Raw genomic sequence first — 21,823 nt, 5'->3', positions numbered from 1 at the left:
CGGTATTATGCGAATCCATAGTTTCTCGCCAATGAAGACGCATATAAAAATACATGGAATGCTTGGTGTTCTTTTTTGCATTTTTGCGGTGGCGGCTTATTCCGCGCCGCAACGCATCGACATCGCCCCCGGCTCGATAACAAGTTCCTCGCCGTTCGTCTCCATCGACCTGCCCGAGGGCGTTTACGATGTCACCGTCCACCTCGGCAGCCCGGACGCCGCGTCCGACACCACCGTGAAGGCGGAGAACCGCCGCCTCATGCTTGAGTCGGTCAAGACGGCGAAAGGCGAAACAACCGCGCGCACTTTCACAGTCAGCGTCCACACACCGGACATCCCCGGTTCGGATAAAAAAGTGTCGCTCAAGCCCAACGAAATCGGCGCCGCAAACTGGGACAGCAAGCTCACGCTCGAATTCAACGGCCCGAGTCCCGCGGTCTCCGCGATCGAAATCGCGCGCAACGAAACCGCGCTGAATGTTTTTCTCGCGGGCGATTCCACCGTCACCGACCAGCAAAACGAACCCTGGGCCTCGTGGGGGCAGATGCTTCCGCGCTTCTTCGCGCCCGGCACGGTTGTCGCCAACTACGCCCAGTCCGGCCTCGCGCTCGGTTCCTTCCACCGTCAGAACCGGCTCGAAAAAATCCTCAACACGCTCCGGCCCGGCGATTACGTTTTCATACAATTCGGGCATAACGACATGAAGGAGAAAAACGGCGGCGCGTTCACAACCTATGCCGGCAACCTCCGCGAATATGTCGACGCCATCGTCGCGAAAAAGGGCAAACCCGTGCTGATTTCCCCCATGTATCGCCGCCGTTTTGACAAGGCTGGCAAACTCCAAAACACGCACGGCGATTATCCCGCCGCCGTCCGCAAAGTCGCGGAGGAAAAAAACGTCCCCTTCATCGACTTGCACACGATTAGCGGACGCCTCTTCACCGCGCTCGGCGTCGAGAAATCAAAGGATGCCTTTGTGTTTGCCCCGGCCAACACCTATCCCAACCAGCCCAATGCCCTCGCCGACAATTCGCACTTCAGCAACTACGGCGCCTACGAACTCGCGCGTTGCATAGTCGAGGCCATTCGCGTGCAGCTTCCCGAACTCGCCGTCCGCCTCGCTCCCGACGCCGGCAGGTTTAACCCCGAGCACCCCGACGACCCGAAAAAAATCGCCATCCCTTCCAGTCCGTCCGCAGCCACACTCGAAAAACCCGAGGGAAGTTAAACACAATCCGTCACTTCAACACGGATCACACGAATAAACACAAATGCGGCGAAGTGCGCATCCGTGTTAATCCGTGCTCTCTGTCTCCAAACCAAACCATTTCCCGTCAGCCACGCTCAATGAATCAGCCCAAACTTCACGTTCTTCTTCTCGCCGCCCTCGCATCGCTCGTTCTCGCGCCCGCCGCCCTTGCGCAACGCGAAACCCACAACCTCAACCTCGACTGGCGCCTGCACGTCGGCGACCCTGTCCGCGCCGATGCCAGGGACTTCGACGACTCCGCGTGGAAACTCGTCACGCTCCCGCGCGCGTGGAACGAGGACGACGCTTTCAGCAAGGACATCAAGGATCACTCGACTGGCGTCGCTTGGTATCGAAAACATTTCACACTCACCGCCGCGCAGCTCGATAACACAAAAATATTCATCGAGTTCGAGGGCGTGCGGCAGGCGGCCGAGGTTTATGTGAACGGCAAGCACGTTGGCCGCAGCGAAAATGGCATCATGGCATTTGGCTTCGATATCACCGGGCAGCTCGGCGCCGGCGAAAACATCATCGCCGTGCGCACTGACAACGCTTGGGACTATCGCGAAAAGGAAACCAACCAGCGCTACCAGTGGGCCGACAAAAACTTCAACGCCAACTACGGCGGAATCACAAAAAACGTCCGCCTGCATATCACCAAAAAACTTTATCAAACGCTCCCGCTTTATTCGAATCTCAAGACGACCGGCGTTTATATATACGCCGTTGATTTTGATATTAAAAACCGCGTCGCCACGATTCACGCCGAATCCGAGGTGCGCAACGAAACCGGCAAGTCGCAGGCCGCCTTGTATACAATGGAAATCCCCGCGCTCGGCGTGAAAGTTTCCGCCGCGGCCCCCGTCAATATCGCTCCCGGTGAAACCGCCGTTTTGAAGACAAGCGCGCGCGCCAAAAACATCGACTTTTGGAGTTGGGGGCACGGCGCGCTCTATGATGTGCGCACCACGATCTCGGTTGCCGGCAAACCCGTGGACACCGTCACCACGCGCACCGGTTTCCGCAAAACCGAATACGCCAACGGCATGATCACGCTCAACGACCGCGTCATCCAAATGCACGGTTACGCGCAGCGCACCTCAAACGAATGGCCCGCCATCGGCGCGAGCGTGCCCGCGTGGCTCAGCGATTTCAGCAACGGACTCATGGTTGAAAGCGGCGGCAATCTTGTGCGCTGGATGCACATCACTCCTTGGAAACAGGACGTCGAATCGTGCGACCGCGTCGGCCTCATTCAGGCGATGCCCGCCGGAGATTCCGAGCGCGACGTGACCGGCCGCCGCTGGGAGCAGCGCGTCGAGGTCATGCGCGACGCCATCATCTACAACCGCAACAATCCGAGCATCCTCTTCTACGAGTCCGGCAACAACGGCGTCTCGGAGGAGCACATGATCGAAATGAGGGCCCTGCGCGACAAATACGATCCGCACGGCGGGCGCGCCTCGGGTTCCCGCGACATGCTCAACAGCAAAATCGCCGAATACGGCGGCCACATGCTTTATATAAACAAAAGCGCGCGCATCCCCTTTTGGCAGATGGAGTATTCGCGCGACGAGGGTTTGCGCAAATATTGGGATGAATACTCGCCGCCCTATCACAAGAACGGCGACGGCCCGTTATATAGAAACGCGCCCGCGGCCGTCTACAATCGCAACCAGGACTCCCATGCCATTGAAAACATAGTGCGCTGGTATGATTATTGGCGCGAGCGTCCCGGCACCGGGCGTCGCGTGAACAGCGGCGGCACCAATATTATATTTTCCGATTCCAACACGCATCATCGCGGCTCAGAAAATTACCGTCGCAGCGGCGAGGTTGACGCCATGCGCATTCCCAAGGACGGCTTCCACGCGCACAAAGTCATGTGGGACGCGTGGGTCGATATCGAGCGCCCCGCCGCGCACATCATCGGCCACTGGAACTACGCCCCCGGCACCGTGAAAAACATATACGTTGTATCGAGCGCCGACGCGGTTGAGTTGTTTCTCAATGGAAAATCGCTCGGACGCGGCGCGCAGTCGCACCGGTTTCTTTATACATTTGAAAACATTGCCTGGCAGCCCGGTGAACTCCGTGCTGCCGGTTATGACACCGCCGGGAAAAAAGTCACCGAGGCCGTCATCCAAACATCCGGCGAGCCGACCGCCTTGCGCCTGAAAAATATCGGCAAGGCAAACTACCACGCGGACGGGCACGACCTCGCGCTGGTCGAGTTCGAGGTAGTCGATGCCGATGGCCGCCGCTGCCCGACCGCGCTCGACTTGGTCGAGTTTGAACTCGACGGGCCCGCCGAATGGCGCGGCGGCATCGGGCACGGGCGCGCCGACAACTATATTCTTTCGAAAACACTGCCGGTCGAATGCGGGGTGAATCGCGTCTTGATTCGCACCACGCGCCAGCCCGGCGCGATCACGCTTCGCGCCCGTTCGGGTTCGTTGCGCTCCGCCGCGCTCACGCTCCACTCGGTCGAGTATCCGTCGCACAACGGCCTCGCCGCCTTGCCGCCCGTGCCGGAAATCGCCCTCCCGGATCGCGGCCCGACACCAGCGGGCCCGTCGTATAAAATCTCGCGCACACCGGTCGAGGTGGTTTCCGTGCGCGCCGGCTCAAATGCCGCCGATGCCGCCAAGAGTTACGACGATGACGAGACGACGGCGTGGACAAGCGCGAACGATCTCGCCGGCGCGTGGATTGAATACACGCTTGAGCGTCCCGCGAAGCTGGAAGAAATCATATTGCGGCTCACCGGTTGGCGCCAGCGCAGTTATCCGGTGAGCATCACGCTCGACGGGGTTGAAATCTACCGCGACGCAACACCGAAAAGCCTCGGTTATGTGACCCTCGAGGTGAAACCCGCCGTCGCGGGCAAGGTCGTGCGCATTGAGTTGCAGGGCAGCTCCGAGGCGCGCGACGCCTTCACCATGAGCGAAGTCGCCGCAAAGGAAAACGCCTCCACCGGAGCCGATAAAATCGGCGGCAAAACCCTTAGCATCGGCGAGGTTGAATTCTACGAAATATTAAAAAATTGATCGGCACCCGGGAGCGCGGGCATCCTGCCCGCAAGACAGCGCGGCAGGGCAAAAAATCCCCAATATTGGGGAGGCGAGGGCAGGGCGCGTTCCGATATTCTTTCCATCATGCGCCAACTGTTTGGCGCGATATGCAATCCAACCCTCAAACCCTTTTATGCGCATGAAAAGATTCCACCCGATTTCCCTCCGCCTCCTCGCCTTGTTCGTCGTGCTTGGAGCCGGCGTCGCCACCGCCGCGCCGTCGCAAATGGAGGCGCTTGACCGCGGGGTTGTCGCGGTGCGCGCGACCAAGTCGTCCGCGTTCGTGAGCTGGCGGTTGCTCGGCACGGAGGCGTCCGACATGGCGTTTGATATTTACCGCACCACCGACGGCGGCGCGCCCGTGAAACTCAACACGGCGCCCCTCGCCAAGGCCACGCACTTCACCGACAAATCCGCCGATTTTTCGAAAACCAACACCTACTCGGTGCGCGCGATCACCGGCGAACAAAGCCTCCCCGCCGCGAAAACAACCTCGCTCAACACGCTCCGCCCAAACGCGCCCGTGCGCCAATACATCTCCATCCCGTTGCGCATCCCCGAGGGCGGCGTCACGCCCGCTGGAGAATCCTATACCTACAATGCCAACGATTGCTCGGTTGGCGACCTCGACGGCGACGGTGAATACGAGATCATATTAAAGTGGGATCCGACCAACGCGCACGACAACGCCCACGACGGCTACACGGGCAATGTGTATATCGACGCCTACAAACTCGACGGCACTTTTCTCTGGCGCATCGACCTCGGAAAAAACATCCGCGCCGGCGCGCACTACACGCAATTTCAAGTTTATGATTTCGACGGCGACGGGTTTGCCGAGGTCGCCTGCAAAACCGCCGACGGCACCATCGACGGCGTTGGCAAAGTCATCGGCGACGCGAACGCGGACCATCGCGGCACGGAAGGCCGCCACACCGGGCGCATACTCTCCGGCCCCGAATACCTCACCATTTTCAACGGCCGAACCGGCGCGGCCATGTCCACCGTGCAATACCTCCCGCAACGCGACCCCGAAAACCGAGACGACAACCCGGACGGTGCGCGGCAGAAAAAAATCTGGGGCGACGCCCACGGCAACCGCATCGACCGCTTCCTCGCCGCCACGGCGTATCTCGACGGAAGCCGCCCGAGCCTCGTCATGTGCCGCGGATATTACACTCGCGCCGTGCTCGTCGCATGGGACTGGCGCGGCGGCAAGCTCGCGCAACGCTGGATTTTTGACAGCGAGGACGGCACGCCCGGCAACAAAAAATACAATGGCCAGGGCGCGCACAGCGTGACCGTCGGCGATGTCGATGGCGACGGCTGCGACGAAATCATCTACGGCGCCGCCGCGATCAACAACGACGGCACGGGCCTCTACTCGACCGGGCTTGGCCACGGCGACGCGCTGCACATGAGCGTCATGGACCCGGATCGCGGCGGACAGCAAGTGTTCATGGTGCACGAAAGCCGAAGCTCGTATGGCGACGCGGGCATCGAATACCGCGACGCGCGCACGGGCATGCTGCTCTTCGGCGTCGGACCCAAGGGCGACGAGTGGGGCAAAAAAGCCGACATCGGCCGCGGTGTCGCCGCCGACATTGATCCGCGCACAAAAGGTTACGAGATGTGGGCCAGCTACGGCGCGCTTTACGACAACAAGGGCAACGTCATCTCAAAAACGCCCCCGCGCGAAAAAAACTTTCTCATCTGGTGGGACGGCGATCTCCTGCGTGAATTTCTCGACGGAGACTCGCGACGCGAGCGCGCGTGGATTTCGAAATGGAATTGGAAAACGCAAACCTCTGACATGCTTTTCTCGGACCCCGAGTGCGTGACCAACAACGGCACCAAGGCCACGCCCTGCCTGAGCGGCGACATCTTTGGCGACTGGCGCGAGGAAGTGATCTGGCGCACGAAGGACAACCGCGAACTGCGCATCTACACGACGACGATCCCGACGGAGCACCGCCTTCACACGCTCATGCACGACCGCCAGTATCGCCTGGCGATCGCGTGGCAGAACACCACCTACAACCAGCCCCCGCACCCCGGATTTTATCTCGGCGAAGGCATGAAGCCGCCGGCGAAACCGGACATCGTCACGGCAGTCCGCAGCGAAAAATAAATACCATTAGTAAGCTCGGTTTGACCTTTGACAGGGTGGGGCGCGCTCGCCGAGCGCGCCGGGAATTGCGAGAGGCACACACTGCGGTTGGCAGAATCTCGCTTCGCTCGGAATGGCGTTTCGAGCATTAGCGACAGTCCGCCACCGTCCTGTCATTAACGACGCACCCGATTGGCGCGCGCTGTGCCTGTTAAGGCCTGAAAATAATCGTAAGGGATGCTTATTTCTTTTTCAGGTCCCGCACCGTCGGGCCGTCAACCCATTGGGCGGGGACGGTTGTTGTGGTGCGCAGCTCGGGGACGCCGCATTCGTTGCGGTAGAGTTGACCGATGACGAGTTCGATGCCGCGGGTGCCGAGCAATCGCGGCTGGAGGTCGAGGCCGGCGCAGGCGACATCGGGGTTCATCATTGTGTTCAGGCAGCAGAAGCCGTGCGACTGCGGAACCTTCGCGCCGCACTCGCGCATCCAGTCGAGCACCTCGGCGCGGTGGCAGAGCACGACGTCGGGTTTGTATTTCTTGAACCACTTGGAAAAGTCCGCGCGGTTGATTTCGCGCGACAGGAGCGAGGGAACCTTGGTTGCGTTGTTGTTGTAGTGGTGCTGGTAGATTTGGTAGGCGGCTTCCCATCGGTGGAAGAGGCGCTCGTCGTGGTGTTGTTGAATCACGAGGCCGGGGCGCTTGTAGCCCAGCGACTGGAGGCGGTGCAACGCCATGAGCATGGCGCGGTAGTGATTGGGGCAGATGTTGTGGAGCGCAGGCTGCTCGATCACGTAATCGGTGTAGATGCTGGCGTAGCGCGACCAGTTGATTTTTGTGAGGTCGGGGTTGTCGCTGACGGGGAGCAGGAATACGCCGCGGATGCCGCGCGACTGGAGTATGGTGTCGAGGCGCTGGGGCGTCATGCCTTCGTGCCCCACGATGAAAACCTCGGCCTTGAAGCCGAGTTCCTCCGCGCGCTCAATGGCGCCCTTGGTGAGTTCGCGGTGGTAGCGCGCGGAGCTGGGCGCGCGTCCCGCGGGACCGTCGAGATCGACGATGGCGATCACGCCGCGAAAGGTGGTCGCGCGCGAGCGGCGCATTTCGGACATGAGCGCGCCGGCGAGCGGGTTGTATTGATAGCCGGCGGCCTTGGCGGCGGCGTGCACGCGCTGGCGCGTCTCGGGTTTGACGCGGGGATTGTTGCGGAGGGCCTCGGAAACGGTGGTGTGCGAGAGGCCAAGGGTCTTTGCGAGATCGCGGAGTGAGGGGGCTGTTGAGGACATGGGTGCTTCTTACTGTCAGAGAGTTGGCTGTTCGCGAAAGACATCAAGCTTGTTTCACATGTAAATGTTAATGTTGCCGGCGCAAGCCGGGTTGAATGTGCTGAAAATGCGCACGCGCCCCGTTTCGCTTTCCCCGATGACAAACACCCGTAACCAACCCTCCATATCTGCCCCTAAACGCACTGCGGCGGGTTGTTCAATTTCATCAATCAAATAACCCAAACTCGCATTATTTTATGAACGGCATCCGAATATTGGACATCCTGGTGGTTCTCGCTTATTTCGCGGCGATTGTTTACATCGGGAGGCGCGCCAAAGCCGCCTCGTCAAAGGGCGAGGAGAGTTACTTCCTCGCGGGCCGCAAGCTCGGCAAGCTCTACCAGGCGTTCCTCAACTTCGGCAACGCCACCGAGCCGCAGGGTGCGGTTTCCAACGCGAGCTTCGTTTACAGAAGCGGCGCGTCGAACGCGTGGTATTCGTTCCAGACGGTGTTCATCAACCCGTATTACTGGTTCATGAACGTGTGGTTTCGCCGCGTGCGCCTGCTCACGATGGCCGATCTTTTTGTCGACCGTTTCAACAGCAAGGGCATGGGCGTGTTTTATTCGCTGTTCCAGATTTGCGTGGCGGTGCTGCTGATTGGTTTCGGCAGTTTCACGGCTTACACGATCACGGCGTCGCTGGTGAACAAGGCCGAGGATTCATGGACGGTTGAGGAGCGCGCCGCCGTCGAAAGTTTCCGCGAGTTGCGCGCCCTCGAAACACAACAGCGCGTGTCGATCATCGCCGCCGAGCTGGCGGGTTTGAATGCGATCGTGCCCGATGCGCTCACCGGCGCGCAGCGCGCCCGCATCGCCGAAATCACCCATGACATGGCGGCGGACACGAAGAGTTTTGAAAACATCACCCCGCTCACGCCCGCGCAGCAACAACGCCTGGCGGACTTGCGCGACGCGAAGGCGCGCGGCGATATATACAGCAATGTGTCGGTGCTTCGCCCGCCTGTGTATAAATGGGGTTTTTATATAATGTTTATCGCGGTCGTGGGCGCGTATATGGTGCTCGGCGGCATGCAGGCCGCGGCGGTCGCGGAGGCGTTGCAGGGCACGCTGATTATTATTTTCTCCATATTGCTTATCCCGACCGGACTCTACGCGATCGGCGGCTGGGGGCAGCTTGCCGAGAGGGTGCCTGCAAAGATGTTCGACTTGTTCGGCGGCTCGCTCACGGGCTGGAGCATATTTGCGATCACACTGGTAAGCCTTATACAAATGAACGCGCTCAGTCCGAACATGAACATCATGGGCTCCGCGAAAAACGAAACCGCCGCCCGCATGGGCGTGACCGGTCTCTACGGCAAACGCCTGATGATCATTTTGTGGACGTTCGCGGGCCTGATTGCCGCGGCGCTCTTTGTCGGACCTGACGCGCTTGCCGATTCCGACACGGCGTGGGGCATGCTTTCCGAGCGGTTGCTCGGCCCGATCCCCGGATTCATCGGCCTCATGCTCGCGGGTGTTATCGCCGGCGTGATGTCGAATCTCGCCGCAAAATCCATCGCGGTTTCGGCCTTGTTCACGCGCAACATCTACCGCGTGTTTAATCCCGCCGCCAGCGAGACGAAAAGTGTGTTTGTTGCGCGGTGCACCATTTGCGTGGTTCTGGTCGTCGGGCTTTTCGCCGCGACATTCATGAAGGACATGATGGCGGTCGTTAAGCTCGTCATCACCGTCAACGTGCCCTTTGGCGTGCTGATCATGGTTATGTTCTTCTGGCGCCGGGTGACGCTGCCCGCCGCGTGGACGGCGATCATCGTGGCGATCGCGCTCAATGTCGCATTCCCGATTGTCGCGCCGTGGATTCCGGCGATGACCAACAACCAGTCGCTCGCGATTTCCTCCATTGAGAAGGATGGCAAACCGGCCCCCGTTTACTGGGAGGTTGTCACCCGCGTGGACAAGGACGACCCCAACAGTCCGCTGAAAGGCAGCGGTCGTTTCGACATGGAGAACTTCATGGCCACCAAGCTCGGCATCGTCGACTCGGCCACGATGAGCGCGCGCAATCGCGAAAACCTCCGCTACTATGTGGACGCCGCGCTGCCCTTCATCGTTCTCATTCTCATGAGCCTCCTGACGCGGAACCGCAACCCCGGGCAGGTCGATTTCTTCTATGGCAAAATGAAAACGCCCGTTGGCGACACGCCCGAACTCGAGGCGCAGGCCATCGAGGAAACGCGCCGCAACCCGCGCCGCTTCGACCACACCAAGCTCTTCGGCAAAAACTCGTCGTGGGAATTTGGAAAGTGGGACAGGCAGGACGCCGTCGGTTTTGTCGCATGTTGCGCCGCCTCCGGTGCCATCATCGCGCTCTTCTGGGGGCTGCTCAAACTGGCCTCGGGAGGATAAAAGTCGTCTCCAAATTCCGATTTAAATCGAACAGAAAAAACCACTCCAACAATGATCCGCAAAGCATTCGTCATGAGCGTGAATCCCGGCAAGGAAGCCGAGTATCAGCGCCGCCACAATCCCATCTGGGCCGATCTCGCCGCCGAGCTCAAGAGCCACGGCAGCCACAACTACTCGATCTTCCTCGACCCGAAGACGCTCCAGCTATTCGGCTACGTGGAAATCGAGAGCGAGGAACGCTGGGCGCAAGTCGCGCAAACCGACGCCTGCCAGCGCTGGTGGAAGTTCATGGGCGACATCATGCCGAGCAATCCCGACAACAGCCCGGTGTCGCGCGACCTGAACGAGGTTTTCCACCTCGAATAATAAACAAATAATAATAACCCTGTTTAATATTAACCACGGAGGACTCGGAGCGGCACGGAGATCGGAATAATATAATCTCCAAGTTTCCCCGAGTCCTCCGTGGTTAAGTTTTTATATTAAAATCGCCCAATCTTATAATATGAAAAACGCCTCCATCACCCGCCGTTCCTTTGTTAAAAACGCCGCCATCGCCGCGGCCGCCGTGCCGCTCGCCGCGTCGCTTGTGCGCGGCGCCGACGCCAAGGCGGTCAAGCCCGCGAAAGCCGCGTCCATTTCGCCGGACGTCAAAACCATCCGCTGGCTCGACGGTTCCGCACCCGCAATCAATGTCGGCGCGACTTTCGGCACGCCGTGGCCGATGGGCGCCGCCGCGAAGGACACTGATTTCGCGCTCCGCGACACTTCCGGAAAATCCATCCCCGCGCAAACCTGGACAACCGCCTGGTGGCCCGACGGCTCGATCAAATGGACAGCCACCGCCGTGCCCGCTGGAATCAAAATCGGCAACGACCTCGATCTCGCTCCCGGCACGCCCGCCGCCCCTCGAAACCGCTCACCATTAAAAACACCGCCGACGCCATCGAAATCGACACCGGCGTCATCCGCTGCGCCATCGCCACCAAAAAGAGCGACGTGCTCATTACAAAAATCACGCGCGCCGATCTGGGTGACAAAGCAGTTCTTGTTAATGGCCGCCTCGTCGCGCTTACAAGTGACGCACCCGATCTTGATGGGCGCGCTGGCGACTCGAAAACCAGAGCCTTTCAAGGTGAAATCGACGCCGTCACCGTCGAGCAAAGCGGCCCCGTCCGCGCCGTCGTGAAAATCGAAGGAAGGCATGCCCATCGTTTATTTAAGGCAGTTTATCTGCTCCCCTTCACCGTCCGCCTCTACTTCTACGCCGGCGGCGAATGCGTGCGCATGATGCACAGCTTCGTTTACGACGGAAACGTCGAGAAGGATTTCATTCGCGGACTCGGCGTGCGCTTTGAGGTGCCCATGGCCGACGCGCCCTACGACCGTCACGTTCGTTACGTCGGCGAGGGACGCGGACTCTGGGCCGAGGCCGTCATGGGCCTCACCGGCCTGCGCCGCGATCCCGACCAGCGCGGCAGCAACGCAATCAAGTCCGCCCAACTCGCCGGCCTCGCCTGCCCGCCGCTGTCCACGTTCAACAAACAAGTTTCTGACCGCATCCAATACATCCCCGAATGGGGCGACTCCACGCTCACGCAACTCTCCGCCAACGGCTTTGCCATCCGCAAACGCACCAAGGCCGGGCACGCCTGGGTTGATGTTGACCAGGGCACGCGCGCATCCGGCACCGGTTACATCGGCGGCGCAAAAGGCGGCGGCGTTGTCTTCGGCCTCCGAGATTTCTGGCAGCGCCACCCCGTGCAACTCGATGTGCGCAACGCCCACACCGACGCCGCCGAGGTTACCGTCTGGATGTATTCGCCCGAGGCGCCGGCGATGGATCTGCGCTTCTACCACGACGGCATGGGCATGGATACGTTCAAGAAACAATACGACGGCGGCCTCATCATCACCTACGAGGATTACGAGCCCGGCTACGGCGACGCGCACGGCATCGCCCGCTCGAGCGAGCTGTTCCTCTGGGCCGTCGCCGCCACGCCCTCGCGCGACACCATTGCCGACATAGCCGCGCTCGTCCGCAATCCCGCGCACCTCGTTTGCCCGCCCGCGCGCATCCACGCCGCAAAAGTTTTCGGCGACGTTTGGGGCCTGCCCGACACGTCCACACCCGTGAAAGCGGCGCTCGAAAAACGCCTCGATTGGCAGATCGATTATTACAAAAAACAAATCGACCAGCGCCATTGGTATGGATTCTGGAACTACGGCGACGTGATGCACTCCTACGATCGCGACCGCCACGTTTGGAAATACGACGTCGGCGGCTACGCGTGGGACAACTCCGAGCTCTCGCCCGACCTCTGGCTCTGGACCTACTACATGCGCACGGGCCGCGCCGATGTCTTCCGTCTCGCCGAGGCCATGACGCGCCACACCGGCGAGGTTGACACTTACCACGCCGGGCAATTCGCCGGGCTCGGCACGCGCCACAACGTCCAGCACTGGGGATGCTCCGCGAAACAAGTTCGCATCTCCACCGCCGCCTACCGCCGCATCTACTATTACCTCACCGCCGACGAGCGCGTGGGCGACATCATGCGCGAGCTCTTGGACGTGGACAAAAAACTCAACGACATCGATCCCGCCCGGAAACTTGAAAACGCCACGCCGCTCGGCGCCTACGATTCGCGCGTCAGCTTCGGCACCGACTGGGCCAACCTCGCTGTCGCCTGGCTCACCGAATGGGAGCGCGGCGGCGACATGAAGTATCGCGACAAACTCCTTCGCGGCATGCGCGACTGGGGCAAGATGCCGCTCGGCTTTTTCACGAGCGACCGCTACGGCTACAAAATCGCCGACGGCAGCCTCGAGCCGCTCACCGTGCGCGGCCGTCCCGGCAACAGCACGGCGACCATCGGCGTCTCGCACCTCGATTCCGTTTTCGGCGCCGTCGAAACCTTCGCCGAGCTCATCCAGCTCACCGAGGGCCAGCCCGAATACGAAGGTTTCAAAAAAGTCTGGCTGCACTTCTGCACGCTTTACAATGCGCCGAAGGACGAGAAAAAGGCCGCGCTCGGCGCCGATGTCCGCGGCGGCAGTCTTGCGCAAGCCCACTCGCGCCTCACCGCCTACGCCGCGAAGATGACGGGCGACAAAAAACTCGCCGCCCGCGCCTGGAGCGAATTCTTCCGCAACGACGCCGCCGACCATGGTGATTCCTCCGGCACGCGCCACTTGCTGGAAACGAAACGCATCGAAGGCCCGACCGTGCTGAATCCTGTTGACGAGGCCGCCTGGGTCTCGACCAACGACGCCTCCCAGTGGGGCCTCGCCGCCATGCAATGCCTCGCCCTCGTCGGCGACAGCATTCCGTAAGTGGGCGCGGTGGTGAACAACCGGCACTGCATTTGATATATTTTCATCATGCGTCATCTCACACTTATCACACTCGGTTTGCTCACACTTTGCCTTGCCAGGGCGGCGACAGGCGCGGCCTCGGATGATCGTCCGGTTGAGGACGCTGCCAAGGCGGGTCTCGTCAAAAAAGAGCGCGCCGAGTTGCCGACGCTCTGGGTTATCGGCGACTCCACCGTGCGCGTCGGCACCAATGGCCAGCGCGGCTGGGGCGACGAACTCGGGCCGTTTTTCGACACGGCCAAAATCAACATCGTCAACCGCGCCATCGGCGGACGCAGCTCGCGAACATTTCTGACCGACGGACGCTGGGACGCCATTTTGAAAGAGCTGCGCCCCGGTGATGTTGTCATCATGCAGTTCGGGCACAACGATGCCGGCCCCATAAACGAAAAGCCCCCGCGCGACTCCAAGACGCGTGCGCGCGGCACTATTCGCGGCAATGGCGACGAAACCGTTTTTGTTGAAAAAAACATTATCACGGGAAAGCCCGAAACCGTTCACAGCTACGGCTGGTATATCCGCAACTACGTGACCACCGCCAAGTCCAAGGGCGCGATTCCCGTGGTCTGCTCCCCGGTGCCGCGCAAAAGCTGGGACTCGGAATCCGCGAGCGCCAAAATAAACCGCGCCTCGGGCAGTTATGGCTTGTGGGCGCGCCAGGCGGCGGAGCAGTCCGGCGCGCTGTTTGTCGACCTCAACGAGATCATCGCGCGCGGTTACGAGAAACTCGGGCGCGTCGCCATCGAGCCGTTTTTCGCCGACAAAGGCACGCACACCACTCGAGAAGGCGCGGCTTTCAACGCCCGTGCCGTTGTCTCGGGCCTGAACAGTTTCAAGGATGATAATCCGCTGGCCGCGTATCTTTCCGAGGAAGGCGGGAAGGTTCCGGCGTTTGTCCCCTGAGCCCAAACGTCATAAACTTTCTCGCCGCATTGCACCCGCCCGGCATCCCGAACGCGCGGGAAACAACACCGGACAAAAAATTGGTGGGCCCTGTGGGATTCGAACCCGCAACCAAGGGATTATGAGTCCCCTGCTCTAACCGTTGAGCTAAAGGCCCCCGAAAGTTTGCAAAGAAAGAGGGATATTTCTGTTTCCTGCAATAAAAACGAACGTAAAAATCAAAACAGTCTTTCCGATTTCATGCGCGGCTGGCAAAAATGGGTAAAATCTGCATAGTTCCGCTATTTGCCAAATTTGTCATGTTTTCACGTTTTCGTTTAGTTTTCGCGCTGGTCGTCGTTTCCGGATTTCTTCCGGTTGCAAGCGCGCCCGCGTTTGCCTCCTTGTTTTCGTTCGGCGGTTCGCAACAGGTGCGGGCGTCGCTGGTCGCGCTCGACGAGTCCGTCCAGCCGGGCGGGACGGTGACCGTGGCGCTCAAGCTCGAGCACGCGCCGGGCTGGCACACTTACTGGATCAACGCCGGCACCGGTTTGCCGACCACGATTGCGTGGAAGCTTCCCGAGGGCTGGCGGGCGGGTGAAATCCAGTGGCCGGTGCCGTCGCCCATCAAGGATCGTCAGGGCAACATCACCGGCAACGGATACAACGATGTCGTTTATCAGCCCGTCACGCTCACGGCCCCGGCAAACCTGGCGATCGGAACAACAGTCACACTGAAGGGCAGGGCCGACTGGCTCATGTGCGCCGATGTGTGCGAACCCGGCGGCGCGGATGTTTCCGTCACGCTGCCCGTGCTCGCCGCGGCGCCCAAACCGTCCGCGTTGCGCGCGAAGGTTTTTGCAACACCGCCCATGCCGGAAAAAACAGGCGACGCCCGCGTGACGGCCTCGCGCGCGCCCGGGACGAAAAGCGTGACACTCGTTTTTTCGCCGTCGCCGGTTTCGGCGAATGATGCCGCGCCGCATTTTTTCGGCCTCGACGCGTTGATTCAATACGATCAGGCGCAATCCGCCAAAATCGAAAACGGCGCGCTTTCGCTGACGCTGCCCATGTCCGACTCTTACGATGGCGATGGCCGCCGTCTCGCCGGCGTGCTTGCGTTCACCGATGCGAAGGGCGTTTGGCGCGGTTATGATATCGACGTGGTGATCGGCGACTCGGATGACGCTGCTGGCGCGGGAGCGGGAAAATCGTCCGCGACAACCGCGGGGGCGTCCGCCGGAAGCACCGGGGGAATTGCGGGCACGCTTCTGCTCGCGTTTGTCGGCGGGCTCATCCTCAACCTCATGCCGTGCGTGTTTCCGGTGCTCGGCATAAAAATCCTCGGCTTCGTAAACCAGGCCGGGGCGTCGCGCCGCAAGGTCACGCTGCACGGCATCGCGTTTACGGTCGGCGTGCTGGTCTCGTTTTGGGCGCTGGCGGGATTGCTGGCGGTGCTGCGCGCGGGCGGCGAACAACTTGGCTGGGGCTTCCAACTGCAATCGCCGGTTTTCGTTTTTGCGCTGGCGGCGCTGCTGCTGATTTTTGCGATGAGCATGAGCGGCGTGTTTGAGTTCGGGCTTTCGGCGACATCGGTCGGCGGCGGCCTGCAAACCAAGGGAGGCTACGCCGGATCGTTTTTCACGGGTGTGCTGGCGACTGTCGTGGCGACGCCGTGCAGCGCGCCGTTTCTCGCGCCCGCGCTCGGCGCGGCGCTGGCCATGTCAACGGGCGAGTCGTTTTTCGTTTTCACGGCAATCGCGCTCGGACTTTCAACGCCGTATCTGCTGCTCTCGATTTTTCCCGGTGCGGTGAAAGTGCTGCCGCGTCCCGGCGCGTGGATGGAAACCTTCAAGCAGGCGATGGCGTTTCCGCTCTACGCGACCGTCGGCTATCTGGTTTGGGTGCTCGCGGGGCAGCTTTCCGAAAACGGACTTTTGATGGCGCTCTTCGCGTTTGTTTTGGTTGCGCTGGGCGTGTGGTTTTACGGGCGCTACGCGGCTCCGGGCAATTCGTCCAGGCGCAAAACCATCGGCATCGCGGGCGCGCTTGTCTGTCTGCTGCTCGGCGGCTTGCTTGGCTGGCCGCGCGCGGCGGCGCCGACGGATATTGTTTGGAAAAAATGGAGCCCGTCGGCGGTCGCCTCCGCGCAAGCGTCGGGAAAAACGGTGTATGTCGATTTCACCGCGCGCTGGTGCGCGACCTGCCAGGCGAACAAAAAACTCGTGTTCAGCTCGGACGAGGTGAACCGCGTGTTTCGCGACAAAAACATCGTCGCGCTCAAGGCCGACTGGACAAACAAGGACGCGCAAATCACCGCCGAGCTCGCGAAGTTCGGCCGCTCCGCCGTGCCCTTCAACCTGGTCTACAAACCCGGCGAGCCGGAGCCTGTTGTGCTGCCGGAATTGCTCACGCCCGGCATCGTGCTGGATGCGTTGAAGTAGAAAATAGACGACCGTAAAGACGCACAAAAAAAGCGCAATAAAACAGCCCGCCGGTTTGTTTTTCTTTTTGCGCCTCTTGCGCCTTTTTGCGGCTATTGAGCCGAAAACAAAAATGTCCAACGCCGCCGACAAACCCTCCGTATTGAAAATCTGGATACTCGCCTCGCGTCCGCGCACGCTGCCGGCGGCGGTTGCGCCGGTGATGGTCGCGTCGGCGCTCGCATGGCACGACGGCGTGTTTCACTGGCCCGCGGCGCTCGCGTGCCTGCTGTTCGCTTTGTTCATCCAGATCGGCACCAACTTTGCGAACGACTATTACGATTACGTGAAGGGCGCCGACACTGCCGAGCGCGTGGGGCCGAGGCGCGCCGTCGCGATGGGGTGGGTGAGTCCGCGCACGATGCGCGCGGCGATGTGGATTGTGTTCGGCGTGGCGTTCGGGTGCGGGCTGACGCTGCTGCGCTTCGGCGGGTGGCCGTTGCTGGCAATCGGCGTGGCGAGCGTGATCTGCGGCATCGCCTACACGGGCGGCCCGTATCCGCTCGGCTACAACGGGCTCGGCGATGTTTTTGTTTTTGTGTTCTTCGGTTTTGTCGCCGTGGGCGCGACTTATTTTGTGCAGGCGGCCACGGTCACGGCGGCAGCGTGGGTAGTCGGCGCGGGCGTGGGCGCGCTGGCGGTGAACATCCTCGTGGTGAACAATTATCGCGACGCCGAGACCGACGCGCGCGCGGGCAAGCGCACGCTCGTGGTGCGTTTCGGGCGCGGATTTTCGCGCGCGCAATTCGCGTGCGGTTTGCTGGTCGCGTTTGCGGCGCCGGTTGTGTTGTGCGCGCGCGGTTACTCGTTGTGGACGCTGCTGCCGCTCGCGCTCGCGCCGATGGCGTGGATGCACGCGCGCCGGCTGCGAACCGGAAAAACGCCGCCGGAACAGATCGCGCTTTTGGGCGACACGGGCAAATTGCTCGCGCTTTACGCGGTGCTTTTTAGCGCGGGATTGTTGTTGGGAACGCGGACTTGACTCGCGGCGGGCTGTTTCGTCACTCTCTCGCCTTTCACCAACCAAAACCACAAACATTTATGGGCAAACAATACAACAAAACCATCAAGAAGAAGCGCCGCATCGCCTATCTTAAACGCAAGAAAGCCGCTGCCAAAAAACCCGCCAAGGCCGCGAAGAAATAAGGTTTTGCCAACGGAAGTTTTCGTTTCCGAACGCATTTCAACCGCAGCCCCGCGCTGCGGTTTTTGGTTTTGTAGAATGATTTTTATCCAACCACGGAGAACACGGAGAGCCCGGAGAAAAACAAATCAATGGTTTCCGGCTCCGCGCCCTTCGTGCTGATTTCTTCTCATGATCAGCGTCAGTCTCATTTCCCTCGGTTGCGCCAAGAATCTCGTCGATAGCGAGATCATGGTCGGGCATTTGCGCAAGGCCGGCATGAACGTGATCCCCGAGGCCGCGAAGGCCGATGTTGTCATCGTCAACACCTGCTCGTTTCTCCAGTCCTCCAAGGAGGAGTCGATCAATACGATTCTTGAGGCGCATCAAAACCGCGGCATGCGCAAGCGCCGCAAGGAGCAAAAGCTGATCGTCGCCGGTTGCATGGCGCAACGCTACGCGAAGGAGCTGCCCGACGCGCTCCCCGAAGTGGACGCCTACCTCGGCCTCGACCAGATCACCAAGGTCGCGTCGATCATCGAGGAGATTTATGAAAAGGAGCGTGCGAAAAACGCGGCCTCCGAAACTTTCGTTACGCCGCGCTCGAGTTACATTCCCGACTACGACACGCCGCGCTTCCGGCTCACGCCGCGCCACTACGCCTACGTGAAAATCGCCGAGGGCTGCAATCATCCGTGCACGTTTTGCGTCATCCCGCGGATTCGCGGACGCCACCGCTCGCGCACCGTCGAAAGCGTGGTCGCCGAGGCGCGCCGGCTCGTCGCCGAGGGCGTGCGCGAGATTAACCTGATTTCGCAGGACACGACGTTTTTTGGCATGGACACCTGGGCGCAGCGCCCCAATCCGCGCACGCCCGTCGATTCGGCGCGCGGCTCCGCGCTGACCACGCTCATCCGCGAGCTGCAGGCGATCCCCGGCGATTTCTGGATACGCCTCCTCTACACGCATCCGGCGCATTGGAGCGACGAGTTGATTCGCACCATCGGCGAATGCACAAAAGTGGCGCGTTACATCGACATGCCGCTGCAGCACATCAGCGACCACATGCTCGGCGCGATGCAGCGCGAGACCAACTCCGCCTACATTCGCGATTTGGTGCAACGCATCCGCGCGGGCGTGCCCGGCATCGCGTTGCGCACGGCGTTCATCGTGGGCTTCCCCGGCGAAACAGCAGCCGACGTCGATGAACTGTGCGAGTTTATCAGCGAAACGAAATTCGAGCGGCTGGGCGTTTTCCGTTATTCGCAGGAGGAGGGCACGCGCTCCGCAAAAATGAAGGGGCAAATCACCGCGAAGCAAAAGGAGTCCCGCTGGCATCGCACGATGGCGCTGCAAAAGGAAATCGCGTCGGAGGTGAGCCGCTCGTTTGTCGGACGAACCCTGCGCGTTCTGGTCGAGGAGCCCGGCGTCGCCCGCGGCGAAGCCGACGCGCCCGACATTGACGGCCGCGTGTATGTGCCGAAGACCCTGCCCGTCGGTGAATTCGCCGAGGTAAAAATCACCGGCTACCACGACTACGACCTGCTCGCGCTCCCGCCCGGCGAAAAGCCGGCGAAGTTCAAGACGGCGAAGCAGGCGCAGTGACGACTGTGGGGCGTGGTTGCCAGAAACACAGAGAGTGTCGCAAAAATTTGCCAGAAATGCGCATGCGCCGCTTCGTTCGTATGCGCATCCTTATGTCTCATGAAATTTCGAGATGCGTTCCGTAATACATCCATCGAGGATTTTTCATAGCCAACGGCCCGCAAACTTTCTTTCCTTCAGCCTTTCAGTCCTTCAGTCTTTCAATCTTTTTCCAAACACCATGTCCATGACTCCGCTCGAAGAAATCCGTCACTCCTGCTCGCACATCCTCGCGACCGCGGTCCTCCGCGTTTTTCCCGAGGCCAAACTCGACATCGGGCCGCCGACGGACACCGGCTTCTACTACGACTTCGACCTCGACCACAAATTCACCATGGACGACCTCGCCAAAATCGAGGCCGAAATGAAAAAGGTCATCGACGAAAACCAAGCGTTCACCCGCAAGGAGGTTTCGCGCGACGAGGCCAGGGAGATCATCAAGAAAATCGGCCAGGAACGCTACAAACTCGGCCGCCTCGACGACATCCCCGACGACGAAAAAATCTCGTTCTACCAAAACGGCGAGTTCATCGACCTGTGCGCCGGCACGCACGTGCGCTACACAAAACAAGTCAAGGCATTCAAGCTCCTCTCCATCGCCGGCGCGTATCACCGCGGCGATGAAAAGAACAAGCAGCTCCAGCGCATCTACGGCACCGCGTTCCCCACAAAGGACGAGCTCGCGCAATACCTCGAGCGCCTTGAGCAGGCCAAGCTCCGCGATCACCGCAAACTCGGCCGCGACCTCAAGCTCTTCCACATCGACGAGGACGTTGGCCAGGGCCTCATCCTCTGGACTCCGCACGGCTCGATCATCCGCCAGGAATTGCAGACCTTCATCAGCGAGGAGCTTCGCAAACAAGGCTACTTCCAAGTCTTCACGCCGCACATCGGCAAGCTCGCGCTCTACAAAACCTCCGGCCATTTCCCCTACTACAAGGAATCGCAGTTCCCCGCGTTTGCCGAGCCCGACCAGCTCGCGCGCATCGCCGGCGAAGGCTGCTCCTGCGCCGAAATGACCGCGCGCCTCGAAGCCGTCACCTCGCAATTCGCCGCGCAAATGAACGAGCGCACCGGCTCCAACATGATCACGCCCGACCGCATCATGGACGCCGACAAGCTCCTCGACGGCTTCATGCTCAAGCCGATGAACTGCCCGCATCACATAAAAATCTTCGCCTCGCAGCCGCACTCCTACCGCGACCTTCCCGTGCGCCTTGCCGAGTTCGGCACCGTTTACCGCTGGGAGCAGTCCGGCGAGCTCAACGGCATGACGCGCGTGCGCGGATTCACGCAGGACGACGCGCACCTTTTCTGCACCGAGGAGCAAGTCGCCGACGAAGTGCTCGGCTGCCTCTCGCTCGTGAAAATCGTGCTCTCCACGCTCGGCATGTCCGACTACCGCGTGCGCGTCGGCCTCCGCGATCCCGACTCAAACAAATACACCGGCGACGCCGCCAACTGGGACAAGGCCGAGGCCGCCTGCCGCAACGCCGCCAAGACGCTCGGCGTGCCCTTCACCGAGGAGCCCGGCGAGGCCGCGTTCTACGGGCCGAAAATCGACTTCGTCATCAAGGACGTGATCGGCCGCGAGTGGCAGCTCGGCACCGTGCAAGTGGACTACAACCTGCCCATTCGTTTCGACCTCTCCTACATCGGCCCGGACAACCAGCCGCACCGCCCCGTAATGATTCACCGCGCGCCCTTCGGCTCGATGGAACGCTTCTGCGGCGTGCTCATTGAGCACTTCGCGGGCGACTTCCCGCTCTGGCTTGCGCCCGAGCAAATCCGCCTCGTGCCGATCAGCGACAAGGTATTCGACTACGGACGCGACCTGCTCGCGCAACTGCGCGCCGCCGGCCTCCGCGCGACGATGGACGAACACAGCGACAAACTCGGCGCAAAAATCCGCCGCGCCGAACTCGAAAAAGTCCCCCACGTGCTCGTGCTCGGCGCAAAGGAAGCCGAGGCCAAGGCCGTCAGCGTGCGCACCCGCGCCGCTGGCGACGAAGGCGTGCAACCCTTCGCGCAATATCTCGAACGCGCAAAAACCGAGGTCGCCACGCGCGCGCTGGCTAAGAAAAAAGCGTAATGTAGGGGCGCACCTTGCGTGCGCCCTCGTGTGAATCCACCTTGTGGATACACGCGCAAGCAGTCTTTCGCATATCAGGGCGCGCGCAAGGC

The 21,823-nt window shown here is 60.9% G+C and carries 12 protein-coding genes, 1 tRNA gene and 1 pseudogene; 12 read left to right on the top strand and 2 right to left on the bottom strand.

Translation table 11 applies throughout. From position 1 onward, the window contains the following. Positions 1-31: 31 nt before the first annotated feature. The 3 genes from CKA38_RS15105 to CKA38_RS15095 all read left to right on the top strand — a co-directional run bounded on the left by CKA38_RS15105 (position 32) and on the right by CKA38_RS15095 (position 6,457). Positions 32-1,228 carry a rhamnogalacturonan acetylesterase gene (locus tag CKA38_RS15105; protein ID WP_236919068.1) on the top strand — a complete coding sequence of 399 codons (1,197 nt, stop codon included), beginning with the start codon at positions 32-34 and terminating at the stop codon, positions 1,226-1,228. 119 nt (positions 1,229-1,347) lie between these two features. After that, positions 1,348-4,302, top strand: a complete 2,955-nt coding sequence (locus tag CKA38_RS15100; protein ID WP_108826307.1) for a DUF4982 domain-containing protein — start codon at positions 1,348-1,350, stop codon at positions 4,300-4,302. Positions 4,303-4,459: 157 nt separating this feature from the next. Next, positions 4,460-6,457, top strand: a complete 1,998-nt coding sequence (locus tag CKA38_RS15095; RefSeq protein WP_161554951.1) for a rhamnogalacturonan lyase — start codon at positions 4,460-4,462, stop codon at positions 6,455-6,457. A 220-nt stretch (positions 6,458-6,677) separates the two neighbouring features. Here CKA38_RS15095 and CKA38_RS15090 read toward each other — a convergent pair whose 3' ends face one another. Then, complete coding sequence (locus CKA38_RS15090; RefSeq protein WP_108826306.1) at positions 6,678-7,721, bottom strand: LacI family DNA-binding transcriptional regulator; 1,044 nt, start codon at positions 7,719-7,721, stop codon at positions 6,678-6,680. A 236-nt stretch (positions 7,722-7,957) separates the two neighbouring features. Here CKA38_RS15090 and CKA38_RS15085 point away from each other — a divergent pair, with 236 nt between their 5' ends. The 5 genes and pseudogenes from CKA38_RS15085 to CKA38_RS15070 all read left to right on the top strand — a co-directional run bounded on the left by CKA38_RS15085 (position 7,958) and on the right by CKA38_RS15070 (position 14,410). Continuing rightward, positions 7,958-10,129 (top strand): sodium:solute symporter family protein, encoded by a 2,172-nt coding sequence (locus CKA38_RS15085; RefSeq protein WP_108826305.1) that lies wholly within the window; start codon positions 7,958-7,960, stop codon positions 10,127-10,129. 51 nt (positions 10,130-10,180) lie between these two features. Continuing rightward, entirely contained in the window at positions 10,181-10,495 is a 315-nt protein-coding gene (gene rhaM / locus CKA38_RS15080; RefSeq protein ID WP_108826304.1) for an L-rhamnose mutarotase, read from the top strand. 139 nt (positions 10,496-10,634) lie between these two features. Continuing rightward, positions 10,635-10,958 (top strand): annotated as a pseudogene (locus CKA38_RS16630) (RIFT barrel domain-containing protein); the annotation flags it as partial. Between the two features lie 2 nt (positions 10,959-10,960). Beyond that, complete coding sequence (locus tag CKA38_RS15075) at positions 10,961-13,465, top strand: exo-rhamnogalacturonan lyase family protein (protein ID WP_236919067.1); 2,505 nt, start codon at positions 10,961-10,963, stop codon at positions 13,463-13,465. Between the two features lie 48 nt (positions 13,466-13,513). Beyond that, positions 13,514-14,410 carry a rhamnogalacturonan acetylesterase gene (locus tag CKA38_RS15070; RefSeq protein WP_108826303.1) on the top strand — a complete coding sequence of 299 codons (897 nt, stop codon included), beginning with the start codon at positions 13,514-13,516 and terminating at the stop codon, positions 14,408-14,410. A gap of 81 nt (positions 14,411-14,491) precedes the next feature. Here CKA38_RS15070 and CKA38_RS15065 read toward each other — a convergent pair. Continuing rightward, a tRNA-Ile gene (locus tag CKA38_RS15065) sits at positions 14,492-14,567 on the bottom strand. A 142-nt stretch (positions 14,568-14,709) separates the two neighbouring features. On the opposite strand from CKA38_RS15065, the gene CKA38_RS15060 reads away from it, so the two are divergent. The 4 genes from CKA38_RS15060 (at position 14,710) to thrS (ending at position 21,731) form a co-directional block, all read left to right on the top strand. After that, positions 14,710-16,833 (top strand): protein-disulfide reductase DsbD family protein, encoded by a 2,124-nt coding sequence (locus tag CKA38_RS15060; protein ID WP_108826631.1) that lies wholly within the window; start codon positions 14,710-14,712, stop codon positions 16,831-16,833. Between the two features lie 112 nt (positions 16,834-16,945). Beyond that, positions 16,946-17,854, top strand: coding sequence for a 1,4-dihydroxy-2-naphthoate polyprenyltransferase (locus CKA38_RS15055; RefSeq protein WP_108826630.1), 909 nt, complete (start codon positions 16,946-16,948; stop codon positions 17,852-17,854). Between the two features lie 333 nt (positions 17,855-18,187). Further along, positions 18,188-19,600: a 30S ribosomal protein S12 methylthiotransferase RimO gene (rimO, locus tag CKA38_RS15050; RefSeq protein WP_108826302.1), complete on the top strand. Its 1,413-nt coding sequence runs from the start codon at positions 18,188-18,190 to the stop codon at positions 19,598-19,600. A 220-nt stretch (positions 19,601-19,820) separates the two neighbouring features. Beyond that, positions 19,821-21,731 (top strand): threonine--tRNA ligase, encoded by a 1,911-nt coding sequence (thrS, locus tag CKA38_RS15045; protein WP_108826301.1) that lies wholly within the window; start codon positions 19,821-19,823, stop codon positions 21,729-21,731. Positions 21,732-21,823: the final 92 nt, after the last annotated feature.

The sequence above is a fragment of the Ereboglobus luteus genome (assembly GCF_003096195.1).
Lineage (GTDB): Bacteria > Verrucomicrobiota > Verrucomicrobiia > Opitutales > Opitutaceae > Ereboglobus > Ereboglobus luteus.
This window is presented reverse-complemented; position numbering and strand designations above follow the sequence as displayed.

Excerpts from the sequence above, each read along its gene's own strand:
- thrS (WP_108826301.1), top strand. The coding sequence starts at position 19,821 with ATGTCCATGACTCCGCTCGAAGAAATCCGTCACTCCTGCTCGCACATC.
- rimO (WP_108826302.1), top strand. The coding sequence starts at position 18,188 with ATGATCAGCGTCAGTCTCATTTCCCTCGGTTGCGCCAAGAATCTCGTC.
- CKA38_RS15055 (WP_108826630.1), top strand. The coding sequence starts at position 16,946 with ATGTCCAACGCCGCCGACAAACCCTCCGTATTGAAAATCTGGATACTC.
- CKA38_RS15070 (WP_108826303.1), top strand. The coding sequence starts at position 13,514 with ATGCGTCATCTCACACTTATCACACTCGGTTTGCTCACACTTTGCCTT.
- CKA38_RS15105 (WP_236919068.1), top strand. The coding sequence starts at position 32 with ATGAAGACGCATATAAAAATACATGGAATGCTTGGTGTTCTTTTTTGC.
- CKA38_RS15095 (WP_161554951.1), top strand. The coding sequence starts at position 4,460 with ATGCGCATGAAAAGATTCCACCCGATTTCCCTCCGCCTCCTCGCCTTG.
- CKA38_RS15090 (WP_108826306.1), bottom strand. The coding sequence starts at position 7,721 with ATGTCCTCAACAGCCCCCTCACTCCGCGATCTCGCAAAGACCCTTGGC.
- CKA38_RS15060 (WP_108826631.1), top strand. The coding sequence starts at position 14,710 with ATGTTTTCACGTTTTCGTTTAGTTTTCGCGCTGGTCGTCGTTTCCGGA.
- CKA38_RS15100 (WP_108826307.1), top strand. The coding sequence starts at position 1,348 with ATGAATCAGCCCAAACTTCACGTTCTTCTTCTCGCCGCCCTCGCATCG.
- CKA38_RS15085 (WP_108826305.1), top strand. The coding sequence starts at position 7,958 with ATGAACGGCATCCGAATATTGGACATCCTGGTGGTTCTCGCTTATTTC.
- CKA38_RS15075 (WP_236919067.1), top strand. The coding sequence starts at position 10,961 with ATGGACAGCCACCGCCGTGCCCGCTGGAATCAAAATCGGCAACGACCT.
- rhaM (WP_108826304.1), top strand. The coding sequence starts at position 10,181 with ATGATCCGCAAAGCATTCGTCATGAGCGTGAATCCCGGCAAGGAAGCC.